Annotated in this window: 18 protein-coding genes and 1 pseudogene; 15 read left to right on the plus strand and 4 right to left on the minus strand. The window is 44.1% G+C overall.

Translation table 11 applies throughout. The annotated features are described in order from the left end of the window. The first annotated feature begins 132 nt into the window (after nt 1–132). The 5 genes and pseudogenes from MZO40_RS07125 to MZO40_RS07145 all read left to right on the plus strand — a co-directional run bounded on the left by MZO40_RS07125 (nt 133) and on the right by MZO40_RS07145 (nt 3,161). Nucleotides 133–474 (plus strand): hypothetical protein, encoded by a 342-nt coding sequence (locus tag MZO40_RS07125; RefSeq protein ID WP_050339634.1) that lies wholly within the window; start codon nt 133–135, stop codon nt 472–474. 28 nt (nt 475–502) lie between these two features. After that, a complete protein-coding gene (locus MZO40_RS07130; protein WP_050339633.1) occupies nt 503–922 on the plus strand; it encodes an Hsp20/alpha crystallin family protein in 420 nt (139 codons plus the stop codon). A 423-nt stretch (nt 923–1,345) separates the two neighbouring features. After that, a complete protein-coding gene (locus MZO40_RS07135) occupies nt 1,346–1,891 on the plus strand; it encodes an Ltp family lipoprotein (RefSeq protein ID WP_225367220.1) in 546 nt (181 codons plus the stop codon). A gap of 475 nt (nt 1,892–2,366) precedes the next feature. Continuing rightward, nucleotides 2,367–2,648, plus strand: a complete 282-nt coding sequence (locus MZO40_RS07140; RefSeq protein WP_252133191.1) for a type II toxin-antitoxin system RelB/DinJ family antitoxin — start codon at nt 2,367–2,369, stop codon at nt 2,646–2,648. After that, nucleotides 2,638–3,161 (plus strand): annotated as a pseudogene (locus MZO40_RS07145) (hypothetical protein). Before MZO40_RS07140 ends, MZO40_RS07145 begins: the two are co-directional and overlap by 11 nt. A 12-nt stretch (nt 3,162–3,173) precedes the next feature. On the opposite strand, the gene MZO40_RS07150 reads toward MZO40_RS07145, so the two are convergent. Then, nucleotides 3,174–3,557 (minus strand): hypothetical protein, encoded by a 384-nt coding sequence (locus MZO40_RS07150; RefSeq protein WP_050339628.1) that lies wholly within the window; start codon nt 3,555–3,557, stop codon nt 3,174–3,176. 165 nt (nt 3,558–3,722) lie between these two features. Between MZO40_RS07150 and MZO40_RS07155 the strand changes: the two genes are divergently transcribed. The 4 genes from MZO40_RS07155 to MZO40_RS07170 all read left to right on the plus strand — a co-directional run bounded on the left by MZO40_RS07155 (nt 3,723) and on the right by MZO40_RS07170 (nt 7,030). Then, nucleotides 3,723–4,247, plus strand: coding sequence for a DUF1836 domain-containing protein (locus MZO40_RS07155; RefSeq protein WP_003639400.1), 525 nt, complete (start codon nt 3,723–3,725; stop codon nt 4,245–4,247). Nucleotides 4,248–4,431: 184 nt separating this feature from the next. Further along, entirely contained in the window at nt 4,432–5,181 is a 750-nt protein-coding gene (locus MZO40_RS07160; RefSeq protein WP_050339626.1) for a LytTR family DNA-binding domain-containing protein, read from the plus strand. Between the two features lie 9 nt (nt 5,182–5,190). After that, a complete protein-coding gene (locus tag MZO40_RS07165) occupies nt 5,191–5,844 on the plus strand; it encodes an HD domain-containing protein (RefSeq protein ID WP_105961447.1) in 654 nt (217 codons plus the stop codon). A gap of 397 nt (nt 5,845–6,241) precedes the next feature. Next, entirely contained in the window at nt 6,242–7,030 is a 789-nt protein-coding gene (locus tag MZO40_RS07170; protein ID WP_105961448.1) for a CPBP family intramembrane glutamic endopeptidase, read from the plus strand. Nucleotides 7,031–7,210: 180 nt separating this feature from the next. On the opposite strand, the gene MZO40_RS07175 is transcribed toward MZO40_RS07170, so the two are convergent. After that, the gene (locus MZO40_RS07175; RefSeq protein ID WP_050339623.1) at nt 7,211–7,990 is read right to left on the minus strand and encodes a hypothetical protein; all 780 of its coding nucleotides are present in this window, start codon (nt 7,988–7,990) and stop codon (nt 7,211–7,213) included. Between the two features lie 4 nt (nt 7,991–7,994). Further along, entirely contained in the window at nt 7,995–8,498 is a 504-nt protein-coding gene (ybaK, locus tag MZO40_RS07180) for a Cys-tRNA(Pro) deacylase (protein WP_105961450.1), read from the minus strand. Between the two features lie 123 nt (nt 8,499–8,621). On the opposite strand from ybaK, the gene MZO40_RS07185 reads away from it, so the two are divergent. The 4 genes from MZO40_RS07185 to MZO40_RS07200 all read left to right on the plus strand — a co-directional run bounded on the left by MZO40_RS07185 (nt 8,622) and on the right by MZO40_RS07200 (nt 13,863). Further along, complete coding sequence (locus tag MZO40_RS07185) at nt 8,622–9,347, plus strand: GntR family transcriptional regulator (RefSeq protein WP_021337648.1); 726 nt, start codon at nt 8,622–8,624, stop codon at nt 9,345–9,347. A 248-nt stretch (nt 9,348–9,595) separates the two neighbouring features. Continuing rightward, nucleotides 9,596–11,962: a phosphoketolase gene (locus MZO40_RS07190; RefSeq protein WP_252133192.1), complete on the plus strand. Its 2,367-nt coding sequence runs from the start codon at nt 9,596–9,598 to the stop codon at nt 11,960–11,962. Nucleotides 11,963–12,383: 421 nt separating this feature from the next. Beyond that, nucleotides 12,384–13,532: a glycosyltransferase gene (locus tag MZO40_RS07195; RefSeq protein WP_252133203.1), complete on the plus strand. Its 1,149-nt coding sequence runs from the start codon at nt 12,384–12,386 to the stop codon at nt 13,530–13,532. A gap of 130 nt (nt 13,533–13,662) precedes the next feature. After that, a complete protein-coding gene (locus tag MZO40_RS07200) occupies nt 13,663–13,863 on the plus strand; it encodes a DUF2929 family protein (RefSeq protein ID WP_105961453.1) in 201 nt (66 codons plus the stop codon). A gap of 150 nt (nt 13,864–14,013) precedes the next feature. Here the strand turns inward: MZO40_RS07200 and MZO40_RS07205 are convergent, their stop codons facing one another. Next, nucleotides 14,014–14,331 (minus strand): helix-turn-helix domain-containing protein, encoded by a 318-nt coding sequence (locus MZO40_RS07205; protein ID WP_050339616.1) that lies wholly within the window; start codon nt 14,329–14,331, stop codon nt 14,014–14,016. Nucleotides 14,332–14,717: 386 nt separating this feature from the next. Between MZO40_RS07205 and MZO40_RS07210 the strand changes: the two genes are divergently transcribed. Next, a complete protein-coding gene (locus tag MZO40_RS07210; RefSeq protein ID WP_105961454.1) occupies nt 14,718–15,839 on the plus strand; it encodes a TcaA second domain-containing protein in 1,122 nt (373 codons plus the stop codon). A 34-nt stretch (nt 15,840–15,873) separates the two neighbouring features. Then, nucleotides 15,874–16,746 (plus strand): zinc ribbon domain-containing protein, encoded by an 873-nt coding sequence (locus tag MZO40_RS07215; protein ID WP_088770932.1) that lies wholly within the window; start codon nt 15,874–15,876, stop codon nt 16,744–16,746. Nucleotides 16,747–16,824 lie beyond the last annotated feature (78 nt).

Here is a 16,824-nt window from a genome sequence, read left to right on the forward strand (position 1 = left end):
ATTGGTAAGTCAAGTTTGAAAAGGGAAAAGTCAGGCCGAATATCAGCGAATTTACTGGAAATGAGAAAGATAGTTAACGTTTTCAAAAATTGGTGCTAAACTAAAGGTATATCAAGTAAAGGGAGATCTTCAATGATGCCAGTAGAAACGAAAACTAAGATTCATGAGGATTCGAAGAAATTGGTTTATCAAGATAGTGATGTCAACAAAGCGATGGATTTAATTCGTGACCATGGTTACGTGACCCGTGCTGATTTTAGTCAAATGGCCGATGCCGATTGGGCCCAAGGTTTTGGGAAAAAGATTGAAGCCGCTTTCTTAAAGGTCGACGGCGAAGACCCATATATCTACTTCGAACAATTTGACTTCAAGGGTGGCGACATTGATTCAATTATTTTCGATATGGATCAAGTCGGCACACGTGACCATGCCTTAGATTTACTTGCTGAAGCCATTCACCAACAGGCTTACTAAACTTTGATTTGAGACGGAGGTTATTCATATGCGCCAGCAATTATTAGGTCATCACTTAGATGATTTGCTTTACCCAGCAAGATTATTAAAACGTGCCCACCGCGAGGCAGAGAACGTTTTGAATGCCCATGTCGGCATGAAGACTGACGTGGTCGAACACGATGATGATTACACCGTAACAGCCGAATTACCCGGTTTTGATAAGCAGGCGATTACGGTGAACTATGCTGACGAATGGTTAACGATTCGTGCGCATCGCTCACAGGATGATCGTAACGATGATGGGCGGATCCTGCATCGTGAACGAATGGATGCAGACTTCACCCGGAAGTTCCATCTTACCGATGTGGTGCGTGATCAAATTCAAGCCCACTACCAAGCAGGACTACTGACAGTGACGCTACCGAAAAAGGTGGCCGATTCGGCGGGCAAGATTGAAGTTCAATAAGAATATCAGTTCATGTTGTGCCTTGATGGTGTGACACTCAGTTTAACGATTAAACGTGAACTAGCTTTGGAAATGAATTAATTTCTGAAGCTAGTTTTTTTGCACTCACGGATCTGTTGAGTCCGCTACTGCAGTGTCTGGGCAGATCTGTGGGCAGAGGGGCGAGATTAAGCACAAATTCGCTATTGATACGATACGTTTTGCAGAAAGAAGCTAACTGCGGTACTTTCTGCAAAACGTCAAAATGGCATGACGTGCACATTTTTGTTTCTTAAGCGGGAGATGGCCTAATCGGTCGCTGGGGGACGCAATCACTTCATAAATAAAGGGATTCATCCCTTAACTTTACGGTCATCTCAGACTTCTGTAGAATTCTTTATTATTGAAACCATTAGTTAGGTGAATTGAACAAGGGGGATAATTTTGAAAAAGAAGTTAATTTTGGGGGCTGTCGTTGTATTGGTACTAATCGTGGGGATTAGTTTGAGTGGTGGCAAAGACAATGAAAAGTCGAGTCAATCGACAACTGCCCAGCAGGAACGGACGACTGAATCTGAGACAGCGGAAGCAGAAGACGAATCAGAAACAACAGAGACAAAAGAATCAGAAGCAGAAGAATCGGCCAAAACGACAGCGGCATCCAAGTCGGAAAGTAAGGTGCCGATGGAACATCAGGCGGCTTTGAAGAAAGCTCAGAGTTATGCGCGTCACATGGACATGTCGGAAGCTGGCGTGCGCGAACAACTAGCTTCTTCCTATGGCGAGAATTTCACACCCGAAGCGGTCACTTATGCGATGGAACATCTTGAAGGTATCGATTGGGAAGCCAATGCACTGGCAAAGGCCAAAAGTTACCAGAAGAACATGGCCATGTCGACTGAATCAATTCGGGAACAATTGACCTCTGATTACGGTGAACAGTTCACCAGCGAACAGGCGGATTATGCGATTCAGCATCTTCCATCGTAAGTCAATACGAGGGACTGCATTGAATGATGGTCGAATGAATAGTCATAGTATTAGTCATTATTTAGTACTGAGAATGATTAGAACGCGTCATTTGGTTATAGTTTTTTTGTTTGTCAGCCAATAATCTGCATATTTAAATATTGAAAAACGTTTATATGGCACGGCGCAAACTTTATTTAACATTTGGTGGAAAAAATAAATTGTATGCCGTAAAACACTTTGTTGATGATGAAAGTGACTGAGAATGAAAGGCTATATCAGCTTGTTTAGGTCGTTTTGAATCGATCTTATATTAAATTCGGCAGTGGAGACAGCTGCAAAATGTGTATACGGATGTTTTCGAGAATCATCTTAGGGGGTTCTATTAACGAAAGAGCAACAAACCTAAGATCACAGTTTTGAGGGACTTAAATGATTGAGAAGGTACTCAAAAGGTAGTATAGTGGTAGAAACTAATGAAAGGGGACGAGACAATATGGCAGTTAAGGAAAAGAAACGGGTGCAAGTTAAGATTGATAAGGATTTGGCCGATAATACTGAGGCAGTTTTAAGTGAGTTGGGTCTTAACCCAACTACAGCGATTAACATGTTTTACAAGCGGATTGTTGCTAATGGTGCTTTGCCTTTTGATGTGTCTTTAAGTGAAGAAGAAAAAGCGAGTTTACGCTTTTTAAAAGTGACCGAAGATACGCCAGTAATCACATTTAAAGACGCTAAAGAAGTCGGCGATTGGCTCAATGATCCCGATGAGGACTAATGACTTAATCAGTCTATACGTTAGCTTTGTAGAAACCAACGGCGGCAAGTCTCGGCCAGTATTAATCCGTAAGGTATCAGAGCAAACGGTCGAAGCTTATAAAATTACCAGTAAGTATCAAAATAAATCATTTTATATCAGACAACAATACTATCCAATTAAAGATTGGAAAGTGGCTGGATTGAAGAAGCCGTCATGGGTTGATCTTGGTAATCTTTATCGTTTTCCCAACGCTGATATCAGCTTTCAAGAAATTGGTCATTTGAGTAAGCTAGATTAGAATAAAATTTCAGATTTTGTACTGGACCTGAAAGCTAAGAGAAAGGGCAAGGATCAAAATATTATTCAACAGGGATCAAGTATGAAGGACTCAAAAAAGTAAATCAGAATTCACACAAAAGAAACTAAAAGTTGTTAAAGAATGTTTCAGATGAACACCGAGAAGTTAAATCCAGAAATGATCTGGAAAATAAAACGGACGAGCAATCACTGGTTGCTCGTCCGTTTTATTGAGTACTGGTTCAATTAATCAGTAGTTTCAGAATCAGATGGTTTATCCGCGTTGTCTTCACTATCTTCATCCGCCTGTTTGTTGGCAGCCGAGATACTCATTTGAATCGTCTTCGGCCGGTCCTTGATAATCACGATGGTCCCGTGACCGAGAAAGTTTTTGGGCCCGTCATAAGCCATTTCGTATTCATTGTTGAATGAGCCGGATTTTTGAAGTGTCATGAAGAAGATTTTGTCGTCTTCATAGTCGTCACTAAACATGACGGCCATCGTACTATCGATTAGTAACTTTTCTTTGCGCATCGCTTTGAGCCGGTCCCAGAGACCTGCAATCACAGCTTGTGGAATCAATGCTTTGACGTCATCACCGACGCGCAGTTTTTTGGTCATTTCATACATACCAGATAACCTACTTTTCATTTGTATTTTGATTAACTCATACAATGGTAACATATTCCGAAATTAATGTGATTTACAATGTCATCTAGTTTACAAGACTAGTTAATCTAGGTATAATAGAAATAACTTAAACGGACATCAATCAGCAATTGAGGAGGGATTTTGATGGCAGCTAATGAGACGTACGCCGACTGGCAACAACGGATGAGTAAGGTCATCCTACCAAAATGGACCGAACTTCCGAATTTTGACCTCTACATGGACCAGGTCCTACTGTTGATCAACGAAACGTTGCAACCACTGGGGGCTGATCCGGTGACGGCCGCGATGATCAACAATTATGTCAAACACAAGGTGATTTTGTCGCCCGTTAAGAAAAAGTATCAAATTATGCAGTTGGCGGATATCATCGTGATTAGTTTACTCAAACCAAGTTATCCGCTTGATAAAATTCGGCAGGGGATTGATCAAGTAACGGCAACCGGTTATCCAAAGCGCGCTTACGATAACTTCATTACGGCGTTGACGAATCAACTGCATCATCCTGATGATCCCATTACGATCTCAGACCAAGATCTGAGTCACAGTTTGACGACCGCCGCAGCACAACTGATCGTCAACAAATTGCGGACAGACGAGTTACTACGCTTGAATCAAGCCCAAATTAAACCGCAACAAATTGAAAAGTAGCATCTAACGTGGGTGAGCTGATTTCACAGTTTTATTTAGCTGACCGACGTTTTTTTAGTTGCTGGAATGACGGGGCTTTAGTATGATAAAGGCTGATTGTAAACAATTTAAATGGGCGTAGAGCAGATTTTAGTATTGGGTGGTTAGTTTGTTAATCTGCTTTACATTGGGAAGAGTGATTGATATGAAGGTTTTTATCAGTGACGATCAGGAACAGCAACGTCTCTGGTTAAACGACATCATTACGAAACAGCTAGATGCATTGCATTTTAATTATGAGCTTGTTTCGGCTTGGCAGCCAGCTGATGTGTTGGCAGCGGTCAAAAATGGTGGCGGACCAAATCTTTATTTTTTAGATATTGTGTTACAGCGTGAAATTAATGGGATTCAACTTGCTTCAAAAATTCGCGACTATGATCCAGATGGGTTTGTCGTGTATGTCACGATTCGAGATGACATGATGCCAGAGACGTTGAGCGCGATGACGACGCCGACCGGGTTCATTTCAAAGGCGAACATGTTCGATGAAACCAAATTTGTGCCCCAAGTCCAACAAGTCTTGGAAGTGGTCAAGAAGCGGTTGGTCACGCTTGAGCGGTCGGCAGAACCGACTTTAACTTTAAGAAGTGGCGCGTTATTATTGACCTTGAAACTCAAAGATATCGTTTATTGTGAGAAGGTCCATGGTCTGCGGACGACCCGCATCGTGACGACCTCACAATCTTATGTCGTACATAAGAATTTGAATACGATTAAGCAGCAGTTGACGGCGATGCGATTCTTCAACGAGTTTCAAAGCTATGCCTTAAATCTTGAACACGTGATTACGGTGGACTTTAACAAGGGTGTCATTAGTATGGACAATCGAGACCACTTAACCTTTAGCCGTGGGACGATCAAGAAATTAAAGGCGTACTATCAAACACAAGAATAGGGTGAGTGGATGATAACCGAAACACAATTAACGGCCATTCGAACCTACGCACGACAAAAGTTGGCGCAGGATCATAGTGGCCACGGCAGCGACCATCTCGAACGGGTCAACCGCTTAGCACGGCGCTTGGCTCAAGCTGAACAGGCCAACTTGAATTTGACCCTAGCTGCGGCCTGGCTCCATGACGTGATCGATGATAAGTTGATGGCTGATTCTGAACAGGCCCACCACGACTTAGCTGACCAGTTGAGTGAACTTGGCGTTTCGACTGCTGATCAAACGGCGATTTTTGATATTATCGACCACATGTCATTTAGCAAGTCATTAAATGGCGCGCAAAAATTGTCGTTGGAAGGTCAAATCGTGCAAGATGCGGACCGATTAGACGCGATTGGTGCGATTGGTATCGCGCGGGCTTTGTATTACTCGGGCCACGTCGGTGAGAAAATTTATGACCCGGCGATTGCCCCGCGCGAGCACCTGACTAAGGAACAGTATCGACAACAACCAGGAACGGCCATCAATCATTTTTATGAGAAGTTGTTCAAGCTGGCTGACATGATGAATACTCCGGCGGCTAAGGCGTTAGCCAAGCGGCGGACCGACGTCATGCGAGCGTTTGTCGACCAATTCAAGGCGGAATGGACCGCGGATGACGAATAAGTGGCGCGAGCCAGTTAGCATGCGCTGATTCTGTTGAACTGAATATTGAAGTCAAAACGGCCAGGAAACAGCAACCTTGGTCGTTTTTGTGTGGCCTGAGGTTGGTGGTGCAATGGTTAATCAGGACATCGTTAATTTCATCACGCGTTCATCAAATGTGTTTGCTTTGTGAACGTTAATCAGGCATTTGCGGACGTTAATAAAAATAATTCCTATTGATCTGCATTATTCGATAGAATGGAATTAACGCAAGTGATTGCCACTGTTGACCGCTAAAGTGTTTAAGACGCGGCGTAATGATAGCGCAATCAATTAAAAATTGACGGGGGACTCATCTGGTGGCAGCACTAATGCTGGGTCAGTGAGTCCAACCGGTCAAAGTTTTGGAGGGTGTTAAATGGGGAAAATATTCAAAATACAAGGCTTGCCAGTCGCGATTTTTAAGTTAGTCATGATCTACCTATTGATTCAATTGACTGATATTCCAATGACCATCGTGGAATTCAGCCAGAATCGGAGCGGGGATTTCGGCTTTCAGACTGGTTTATTCGTGGCGGCGCTGATTATCAGCTTGATCACGGTCAGTGCGGCCTGGTACATTTATCGCGGTGGTCGGCCGATTCAGCGGCAGCAATGGTCATTGAAGCGTCATTGGTTGGCAATCTTGGTTGGTCTGTTAGTGTTTCTGATTGTTAATGTGGGGATCGGATTGCTGATACCTATCACTGAGAACCAGGCAACGATTGAAGGCCTCTTGAAACGCGCCCCGTTGCCACTGTGGCTACTTACGATGGGAATTGTCGGTCCCATCATGGAAGAATTGACATTTCGGGGCGTCTTGATGGATTATTTCTTTCAACCTCGGGCTGGATGGCTGGCCATTCTAGTTAGTGGCACGTTATTTGGATTAATTCATCAGACGAAGACTGTCTATGAATGGTTGGTCTATGCCGGCATGGGTTGGGTCCTGGCGACAGCGTACTGGTTGACCAAGACGATCTTCGTGCCAATTATGATTCACATTCTGAATAATTGTGGGTCGCTATTTCAACTGACAACGAACGTGTCTAATATTCAAGTTTTCTGGGGAGCGGTCATCGGATTGGTGATTGTTGTGAGTGTCTGGAGCTTTTGGCGTTGGCGAGTGAGTCAACAGGCGCGTGACATTGGTGAATCGATTAAATAAATGCCGTGGTTACTCGGCGGGCCTGACTGCAAAAACTAGGGACTGACCACCTGAGTATGGTGCCTGCGCCACGGCGATTTGGCAGTTGGCAAAAATCAATAAATGGCGAAAATTAAAACGGGGTTCCTTGCAAGCATTTCAAAAGCTGCAAGGAACCCCGTTTTAGATACGAAATGAGACTTAAGCCCGGTTACTGAGCAAACGGGTCACTGCCATGACAATCAGTGAAAGTAGGAGCGAGTAGCTCAGAATCATGGCGACCAATAACCCCCAGGTGACCAACTGGTGTAACCACCCCGTGATGCCAATGAGCGTCAAAATACTGGTGATCACAATAATCAGTCCGACCGTACTGTACAGCCCAATCGCGCTATTTTGATAATCCGCCGGGCTCAGGTCGAAGCCCCCGATGACGATCGTCAGGGTCAAAAACAATAGTAGCAGGGCTTGCCACCAACTGACCGGCGTCGTGGTGAGCGCGTGCAGACTGGCTGTCCACTGAGGTTGTTCAGGCGTATCGGCGATTAAAAAGACAGCGCGGAATAGCCCGGGTGCAAGTAGGCGGTCCAATCCGAGCAACGCCGCGGTACAACCAAAGATGGGTGCGACGCCAATGAACAGGTTACCGATGACCTGATAGAGGCTGTGCCGATTCCAAGTGTGATTGACGTAGCCTAACGCCATTGCTTCATCGGAATCGTCGACTTGGTGCAGACGTGGCAACTTCAGTAGGCGCACCGAGTGGATGCCGTGCCGAAAGATCAGGGCGACAATCAGATGGCTGAGCTCGTGAATAATGATGCCGAGAAAGCCACAGTAGACCTGACTATTGATGCCGTAGTGGTTGACTAAGTTGGCTTTGGTCTGACGATTGACCAGTGTGAGCAGCCAAGCAAACACGCCGGGGACGCCAATCAAAATCAGTAGCGCCAGACCGTTATTTTTAAATAAGTTTTCCACAAGGTCACTCCGTTATTGCGCCAAAGGTCCCATGGACGAGTTTGCGTAAATCGTCAGCGTCAATTTCAATCGAACGACCGATCTTACCTGATGAAACCAAAATCTTACCTTGTTGCTTGGCGACTTCATCGATGTAAATCGGGAACTTTTTAGTCTCCCAGATGCCGACAGGGGTATTCGCGCCGTGTTGGTAACCAGTCGTGTGTTCCAAATCCTTGAGCGGAATCATGCCGACCTTCTTGTTGCCGGATAACTTGGCGAGTTTCTTGTAGCTGAGATGCTCATCCAAGGGGAGCACGCCAACGACCGGGCCAGTCTTGTTACCAGTCAACGCCAGTGTTTTGTAAATATGATGTTCATCGACACCGAGATGGTCGACTTGTAATTGTTGAACGTCGCCTTCAGTTTCGGTTGGAAACTCGTATTGTTGATAACTAATGTTGGCTTTATCCAGAATTTTTTCAACCAGCGTCTTACCTAATTGGTCTTTTTTCTTCTTTTTAGACATACTATTTACCTCACATTTATTAAAAATACGGTCCAATTTATAAAATGGACCGGAACAATTCACCCAAAGCCAATTAATTCTGCTATACTTGAGTTACGAAATAAGCTCAAAGGAGGGATTAACGTGGCTGACTTAGTCTATCAACAAGTCATTACTGATTTGAATAAACGCATCATGGCGAATGAATTTGTTGATAAAAAGCTACCGGATGAACGTAGTCTTAGCGAACAGTACCAAGTAAGTCGGAGCTCAATTAAACGGGCCTTAAATGTGCTAGCGAATAAGGGCCTGATTTTCAAGAAGCGCGGCTCGGGAACGTTCATTAATCCATTATATCTTAAAAATCAATCTTCATTTAAATACGAAGGGACAAATTTAGGAATTACGGATAGTTTGAACACTGAAGGTGCTAAGCCTAGTATTCAATTATTAGACTTTCGGGTCATTCCTGCAAGTCAAGAGTTGCAACAGGACCTATTTTTAACCGCAGATGAGTTTGTTTATGAAATTAAGCGCTTACGTTTGCTGGATGACCAACCATTCATGATCGAGAGTGGCTATATTCCAATCAAACTCGTGCCGCAATTGAACCGGCAAGTCGTCAGCGGCTCGATTTTTAACTATGTTCAGGAGACGTTGCACGCTGCGGTCACCAAGTCGTTCTTGTCGATTGCGGCGGATGCGTCGAATGCCAACGACCAAGAATTATTGCACCTCAAACCAAACGAACCAGTCGGATTGATGAGTGGGATTTTCTTCTTGGATGATGGGACGCCATTTGAAGTGTCCAACATGCGTCTGCATTATCAATATATGAAGTACACGACGTTCGTTTCGACGAATAATTAATTGGTGGCTGGAACAATTTGGGGCACATTTGGGTCGTATAAGTGATCAAGTTCAAAAAAATTTACGAATTAAAAAATGAGGCGTCCCAAGGGATACGCCTCATTTTTTGCGAATTTTTTAAAAATTGGACCGTTCCAATTAACAAAAAGGTTGATTTTTCAAAATAACTTGGTAGAATAGAACTTGTAAACGATAACAGCTAAACAGCTAACGTTCAAGCAAAAAGCAAATTAAGGAGTGTTTTGAAAATGTCTACAGATTACTCATCACCAGCATATTTGCAAAAAGTTGATAAGTACTGGCGTGCTGCCAACTATTTATCAGTTGGTCAACTTTATTTAAAAGATAATCCTTTATTACAACGGCCATTAAAGGCTAGTGACGTTAAGGTTCACCCAATCGGTCACTGGGGCACGATTGCCGGCCAAAACTTCATCTATGCGCATCTTAACCGGGTCATCAACAAGTACGGTTTGAAGATGTTCTACGTTGAAGGTCCAGGTCATGGTGGCCAAGTGATGGTCTCCAACTCATACCTTGATGGGACTTACACGGATATTTATCCTGAAATTACGCAGGATGTTGAAGGGATGCAAAAACTCTTCAAGCAATTCTCATTCCCAGGTGGCGTGGCTTCCCATGCTGCTCCTGAAACACCAGGCTCAATCCACGAAGGTGGCGAACTTGGTTACTCAATTTCACACGGTGTTGGGGCAATCCTTGACAACCCTGATGAAATCGCCGCAGTTGTTGTTGGTGATGGGGAATCCGAAACCGGCCCATTAGCAACTTCATGGCAATCAACGAAGTTCATCAACCCAATCAACGATGGGGCAGTGTTACCAATCTTGAACCTTAACGGCTTTAAGATTTCTAACCCAACTATTTTTGGTCGGACTTCTGATGAAAAGATCAAGCAATACTTCGAAAGCATGAACTGGGAACCAATCTTTGTTGAAGGTGACGATCCTGAAAAGGTTCACCCAGCTTTAGCTAAGGCCATGGATGAAGCCGTTGAAAAGATCAAAGCCATTCAAAAGAACGCTCGTGAAAACGATGACGCTACTTTACCAGTATGGCCAATGATCGTCTTCCGCGCACCTAAGGGCTGGACTGGTCCTAAGTCATGGGATGGCGACAAGATCGAAGGTTCATTCCGAGCTCACCAAATTCCAATTCCTGTTGACCAAACCGACATGGAACATGCCGATGCGTTAGTTGACTGGTTGGAATCATATCAACCAAAGGAACTCTTCAATGAAGATGGTTCTTTGAAGGATGATATCAAAGAAATTATCCCAACTGGCGATGCACGGATGGCCGCTAACCCAATCACTAATGGTGGGGTTGATCCAAAGGCCTTGAACTTACCTAACTTCCGTGATTACGCCGTTGATACGTCTAAGCATGGTGCCAACGTTAAGCAAGATATGATTGTTTGGTCAGACTACTTGCGTGATGTCATCAAGAAGAACCCAGATAACTTCCGGTTATTTGGCCCCGATGAAACCATGTCAAACCGGTTATATGGTGTCTTTGAAACCACTAACCGTCAATGGATGGAAGATATTCACCCAGATAGTGACCAATACGAAGCACCTGCTGGCCGGGTCTTGGATGCTCAGTTATCTGAACACCAAGCTGAAGGTTGGTTAGAAGGTTACGTCTTAACTGGTCGTCATGGCTTGTTTGCAAGTTACGAAGCCTTCTTACGGGTTGTCGACTCAATGTTGACGCAACACTTCAAGTGGTTACGTAAGGCCAACGAACTTGACTGGCGGAAGAAGTACCCGTCACTCAACATTATCGCGGCTTCAACTGTGTTCCAACAAGACCATAATGGGTACACCCACCAAGATCCAGGTGCTTTGACTCATTTGGCTGAAAAGAAGCCTGAATATATCCGCGAATATTTACCAGCCGACGCCAACTCCTTGTTAGCTGTTGGGGACGTCATCTTCCGTAGCCAAGAAAAGATCAACTACGTGGTTACGTCGAAGCACCCACGTCAACAATGGTTCAGCATTGAAGAAGCTAAGCAATTAGTTGACAACGGGCTTGGTATCATTGACTGGGCAAGTACGGACCAAGGTAGCGAACCAGATATCGTGTTTGCTGCTGCCGGAACGGAACCAACGCTTGAAACGTTGGCTGCAATCCAATTGCTCCACGAAAGCTTCCCAGAAATGAAGATTCGTTTCGTGAACGTGGTCGACATCTTGAAGTTACGTAGCCCTGAAAAGGACCCTCGTGGCTTGTCAGACGCTGAATTTGACCATTACTTCACTAAGGACAAACCAGTTGTCTTCGCCTTCCATGGTTACGAAGACATGGTTCGTGACATCTTCTTTGATCGTCACAACCACAACTTACACGTCCATGGCTACCGTGAAAATGGTGACATTACGACACCATTCGATGTCCGGGTCATGAACCAAATGGACCGTTTCGACTTAGCAAAATCTGCAATTGCGGCGCAACCAGCAATGGAAAACACCGGTGCAGCCTTTGTTCAAGACATGGATAACATGCTTGAAAAACACAACGCATACATCCGTGACGCCGGAACCGACTTGCCAGAAGTTAACGACTGGCAATGGAAAGGTTTGAAATAACCTAGTCATTTAAGATAACTGAACCGCCGTGATACCGGCTTGTGCCTCCGGTATCACGGCGGTTTTTTGCGTTGAAACAGATCCTGAAGCTTCTAGTGGCAGTAAGACTGACGCTGGCTCATTGCTTGGCTGCCGATGTTCGTTTTATTCTGATATCCGGAGATGACTGACGACACTGAAAACTAACAATTTGCTGTGTAAACCATCAGCTGTCGAAAGTGTTCAGAGCATATTCTAATTATTTTTTAATTACACCTGTTATAATAAGCTAACCAAACTGATATTAGCTGGCATGTCAAAGGGAATTTAATGAAGAATTGAGTGTGACCAATTAATTCCTCAACGTCGCCAATTCCGGTTCCATGAACCAAGCATAAGTGGAAAGGAGCGGTTAGTCATTTGGGACTAGCCAACGATGCGGATGAAAATCTTACTTACAGTCGAAAATTTAGTGATGGATGGTGTCAAACGTGCGACGACCGTCCTCGGAAATGCATTGACGTCACAAGCAGATGTGACCTTTTATTCTTTAGCGCAACCACGGTCTTTTTATGAACTAGCCGCGCCACTGATTACCGCTCGGCGGCCGGCTAGCACCACGGTGTTAAATTATTTTGGCGCGGCCCCGCTACAAGTCTACGAGGCCCAAATCACGGACTTGGTTGCGACCTTAGAAGAGGGCCACTATGATGCGGTCATTTTACCAGGCGGGCTCTTAACGAGCTTTGCACCGGCAATCAAGCGGGCGCTGCCGCGGGTCAACGTGATTGCGTGGATGCATAACAACGTCGATATTTATTTGAATCAATATTACGCGCAGATGCGCGATGAATTAGTTGCTGGCTTACTGGCAGCTGATACGGTGGTCACCTTGACCGATTCTGATTGGGAAGGCTACTCACGGTTTAATTCACATACGGTCAAGATCTACAATCCGCCGACCATGCAACCTAAGGGCCACCAAGCCGACCTTAATCAGCATGTGATTGCGTATACCGGACGGATCGATTTACAACATAAAGGATTAGACTACCTGCTAGCGGTGGCGCGCGCACTCCCGGATGACTGGCAAATCGCCGTTGCGGGTTCTGGGCCAGATGACCAACTAGCGACCTTCCAGCGGTTGATGGACGAGTTGAACGTCCGTGAACGAATCATTTATCGCGGGGCTTTAAAGGATACCGAGTTACGGCAACACTACGAGAAGGCCAGTGTGTTCATGATGACCTCGCGTTGGGAAGGAATGCCACTAGTGATGGGTGAGGCCATGGCAATGGGGCTCCCAATCGTTTCAATGTGGAATACCGGTTCAGCAGAATACTTACAAGCAGGCCAGCATGGTGTCTTGACGCCAGCCCGCGATGTGAACGGTTTTGTGAAGGGGTTATTGCCGTTATTGCATGATTTAGAAATCCGGCAAGACTATGCTGAACGGGCCCGCCGCCGCAGTCATGACTTTACTCTAAGTAAAATCGTGCGCCAGTGGTTAGCATTGCTCAATCGGCAATACGTCCCGCAGTCGACATTGGATATGGATTGGGACCTGCAGCGGGGTGTTGGTGAAAACTAGTGATAGTTTTGACTGATTAATCAATTAGATGAAATTAATTGAGATCATAACGGATTTGCAAAGCGCCACGGGCTCTGATACACTCGAACTAATCGTCAGGACAATCTGGCAAGATGTGGAGGAGCAGCTGATGAAGACGACGTGGCTGGCTAGTTTACTAGTCACAATCTTTTGGGGCGCAGTATTAGGCCTGGTCGTAACCTATCTAGGTGGTGCGATGGTCGAAGCACTCACGGCGACCCCGTTGACGCGGGAACCACTCAAAGGGATGGCAGTCGGTGTGTCGTTGGCCGTCATGAGTGGGTTGTTGGTGAGAACGACGCATCGATGAGCGTTTTTAACCACTGTATCGACTGTGGAATGAGCAAGATGAACTCGCATAAAAAAAGATTCACCTTCTGATTGTGGGAAGGTGAATCTTTTTTATGGTGATTATTATTAGCAAATTAATTAGTCGGGTAAAATGTTGAACAAATAACGATCATTTCGCAAGGTGTAGCAGTTTAAGCAGTACTCCTGCCAGTTCTTCACGCTGGTTGGCAGGCAAGTCGCTCAAGTAATCAAGTAATGCGACAACATTAGTCGATTGAAGGAGTGGATCGCGAAAGAAGTCCGCTAGTTTTAGGTTCAAGGTTTCAGCGATGGCGCTCAAACTTTGTATTTTTATATTATTGACTTTACCACGTTCGAGTCGAGAAATTAGCGAGATCGAAACATTTGATTGTTCGGCCAATTGCTCGATGGTGATGCCTTGTTGTTGTCGGCGTTGCCGAATGATTTTGCCTATCTCGGGTAACATGGAAATCCTCCTTAATCCATAAAGCGTCTTAGAATTAATTTTAGAGGTTTCACCATGCTTGAAACAGAGCTGTAAATACCTTAAATCTCTAATTATAAAGTCATTAAAGCTTCTTTAACTCGTGTTGAATACGTGCAATTTGCCTTTCTTCCATTGTAATAAATGAGTGGTGGGTTAATTTCAGTGTTAACTGCACTAACCCAATGCTGACGATATAATCTCAACATACTATAAAAGTCTTTAAATACCTCTTTATGTCATATATAATGTTATTAAAGCTGTGTTATGGCGCTATTAAACCGTTAATACACGTCAAAGCAGAATAAAGGGGATAGGAGGACATTATTTTATAGAAGTTATCGTAAAAATGGAGGGGTGTAACAGTCATGAAAATATGTCCAAATTGTCAGCACGCGAATGAAGCGACTAATGATTTTTGTGAAAACTGTGGGGCTGATTTGAGCCAGGTTGTTAGTCAGCAACACGCTCAAGCTCGTAAAACAGGCAAGGTACATGGAGAATCTAGGCAAAATCAAGGTTATTCGCGAGCTGATAATCACCGGTTCAGCCGGCTAAAAATTGGTGGTAGTGTGCTTGTGATTATTCTGATTGCAGTGATTGGCTTTGGCTATCATCAATATCATGCAGGTAAAGACCAGCAGATTGCAGCTGTGGTTAAATCGATGACAGGTCAGAAGCAAACTAAATTAGTGGAGAACTTAGTAAGTGATAATGCTGACTTTAAGATTAGCAAACAATCAGTTCAGCCACTATTGACCTATATTCAAAAACATCCACAATATGCACGAGATTTGAAAATGGACCTGCAACATAATGGCCATTCCAGTGATTATACGTTTGTGGTTAAGCAAGTTGGGACGAAGTGGACGCTATTTCCAACGTTTAAATTACGAGTCACAACGATGGAACCGCTGATTTCAACAAATCTCAAGGATGCCACACTTGAAGCGAATGGGGGTGAATTAGTGGAAACTAAAAATGCTCATGCGACTTATAAAGTTGGACCACTGTGCCCGGGAACCTATCGCTTTAAATTAAGTAATTCCGACCGGACAATCACACACAAGGTTAATCTGATGGGACGTAAAAATACGCATGAATTGATCTCACTAGTTGCAAATGAAAAGTCTTCGACGGCGACAACGGCGAACGCTGATACCACGACCGATACTGATTCGGACTCAAGTGAGCTGGATACTGAAAATAGTACTGAAAGTGATACGCAAAGTGGTACCGGAAGCACCTATGATGATTTGTCTAGCTCTGCTCAGACAGCCGTGTCGAAAATTGCAGCGACTACTGATAGTGACGTCAACGATTATGACTACACAGAGAGTGAGCCATATACGGATGTGTATGAAATTAAGTGCTATACGAGTGGCACCAGTGATTTAGTAGATACTTATCGATACGATGACGTTCATGGTATTTTAGCACTTTACAATTCAGACACTGGAAAGTTTGAAACGGTTGATACGAATGAGTGATACTAAGTTAATGATGATATCGGAGGAGTTTTAAATGAATAAACAAGCGCTTTTTTGCTCGCAGTGTGGCAACCAATTAAAAAGCGGAGCGAAGTTTTGCCCGAAATGTGGCGCGGCAATTGCCCCAACACAGCAAGTTACCAATCAGAATCAGTCAATTTCTCAGAATGATGATGTTGCTGAGAACATTGGTGACACAACTGTCAGCAAGATTTTGACCACAGATACCGTCCAGCACGTCAAAAAGTATTCTGGAAATTATTTCTCGTGGTTTAAGATGACGATGCGTCATCCTGGCCGCACGATTGACCCGACTAATCGGTATTTTGGACTGACTTCAGTTGGGCTCGAAGCACTCTTATTGGCTTTGTCAATTGCGTCAATTTTACGTAAAGCCGAAAATGTTGCCAATGATTTTACCAATTCTCTCACCGGTAGTACTAATAATGCCATTCACGCAGGTAGCTTTATCCTGAAAACAAGTGTGCTAGTGTTCTTGATTGTTCTTGGTGTGTATGCAGTTTATATTGGAATTGCTTATGCTTTTCGTAGGGTTGTTAATACCGACTCAATGCAATTGCATGACTTTATTAATCAATTTGCAGCAATTACGAATCTGATTCTTGTCTTTAATGTGATTACGTTGCTTTTGACGATTCTCACTGGAACGAGCAATTTTTCAGGCATGACCGGCCTATTCTTCTTTATGATTCCAACGATTGGAATTATGAATCTCGCATTTATTTATATCATCATTAATAACGTCGTGAAGCCTCATATCGACAAATTTTATGCGCTAATCATTGCCGAAATCGCATTAGGGTTTTCGTTGACGATTTATGTCATGATATTAGCTGTTTTAGGTGGAAATATGATTTTTTCACAATTATCATCACTATTTTCGTAAGTGGAAGATTATATTAACATGGCGTTAGCTCGTCTAAGCGTTGCAGGAGATGGTTAGACGATATTATTGGAGAGGCGT

Source organism: Lactiplantibacillus sp. B652, assembly GCF_023806745.1.
Lineage (GTDB): Bacteria > Bacillota > Bacilli > Lactobacillales > Lactobacillaceae > Lactiplantibacillus > Lactiplantibacillus pentosus.

Bases quoted from the DNA above. Each gene is read 5' to 3' on its own strand.
- MZO40_RS07205 (WP_050339616.1), bottom strand. From the start codon at position 14,331: ATGTTACCCGAGATAGGCAAAATCATTCGGCAACGCCGACAACAACAA.
- MZO40_RS07195 (WP_252133203.1), top strand. From the start codon at position 12,384: ATGAAAATCTTACTTACAGTCGAAAATTTAGTGATGGATGGTGTCAAA.
- MZO40_RS07210 (WP_105961454.1), top strand. From the start codon at position 14,718: ATGAAAATATGTCCAAATTGTCAGCACGCGAATGAAGCGACTAATGAT.
- MZO40_RS07200 (WP_105961453.1), top strand. From the start codon at position 13,663: ATGAAGACGACGTGGCTGGCTAGTTTACTAGTCACAATCTTTTGGGGC.
- MZO40_RS07150 (WP_050339628.1), bottom strand. From the start codon at position 3,557: ATGTATGAAATGACCAAAAAACTGCGCGTCGGTGATGACGTCAAAGCA.
- MZO40_RS07140 (WP_252133191.1), top strand. From the start codon at position 2,367: ATGGCAGTTAAGGAAAAGAAACGGGTGCAAGTTAAGATTGATAAGGAT.
- ybaK (WP_105961450.1), bottom strand. From the start codon at position 8,498: ATGTCTAAAAAGAAGAAAAAAGACCAATTAGGTAAGACGCTGGTTGAA.
- MZO40_RS07155 (WP_003639400.1), top strand. From the start codon at position 3,723: ATGGCAGCTAATGAGACGTACGCCGACTGGCAACAACGGATGAGTAAG.
- MZO40_RS07130 (WP_050339633.1), top strand. From the start codon at position 503: ATGCGCCAGCAATTATTAGGTCATCACTTAGATGATTTGCTTTACCCA.
- MZO40_RS07170 (WP_105961448.1), top strand. From the start codon at position 6,242: ATGGGGAAAATATTCAAAATACAAGGCTTGCCAGTCGCGATTTTTAAG.
- MZO40_RS07215 (WP_088770932.1), top strand. From the start codon at position 15,874: ATGAATAAACAAGCGCTTTTTTGCTCGCAGTGTGGCAACCAATTAAAA.
- MZO40_RS07125 (WP_050339634.1), top strand. From the start codon at position 133: ATGATGCCAGTAGAAACGAAAACTAAGATTCATGAGGATTCGAAGAAA.
- MZO40_RS07190 (WP_252133192.1), top strand. From the start codon at position 9,596: ATGTCTACAGATTACTCATCACCAGCATATTTGCAAAAAGTTGATAAG.
- MZO40_RS07160 (WP_050339626.1), top strand. From the start codon at position 4,432: ATGAAGGTTTTTATCAGTGACGATCAGGAACAGCAACGTCTCTGGTTA.
- MZO40_RS07165 (WP_105961447.1), top strand. From the start codon at position 5,191: ATGATAACCGAAACACAATTAACGGCCATTCGAACCTACGCACGACAA.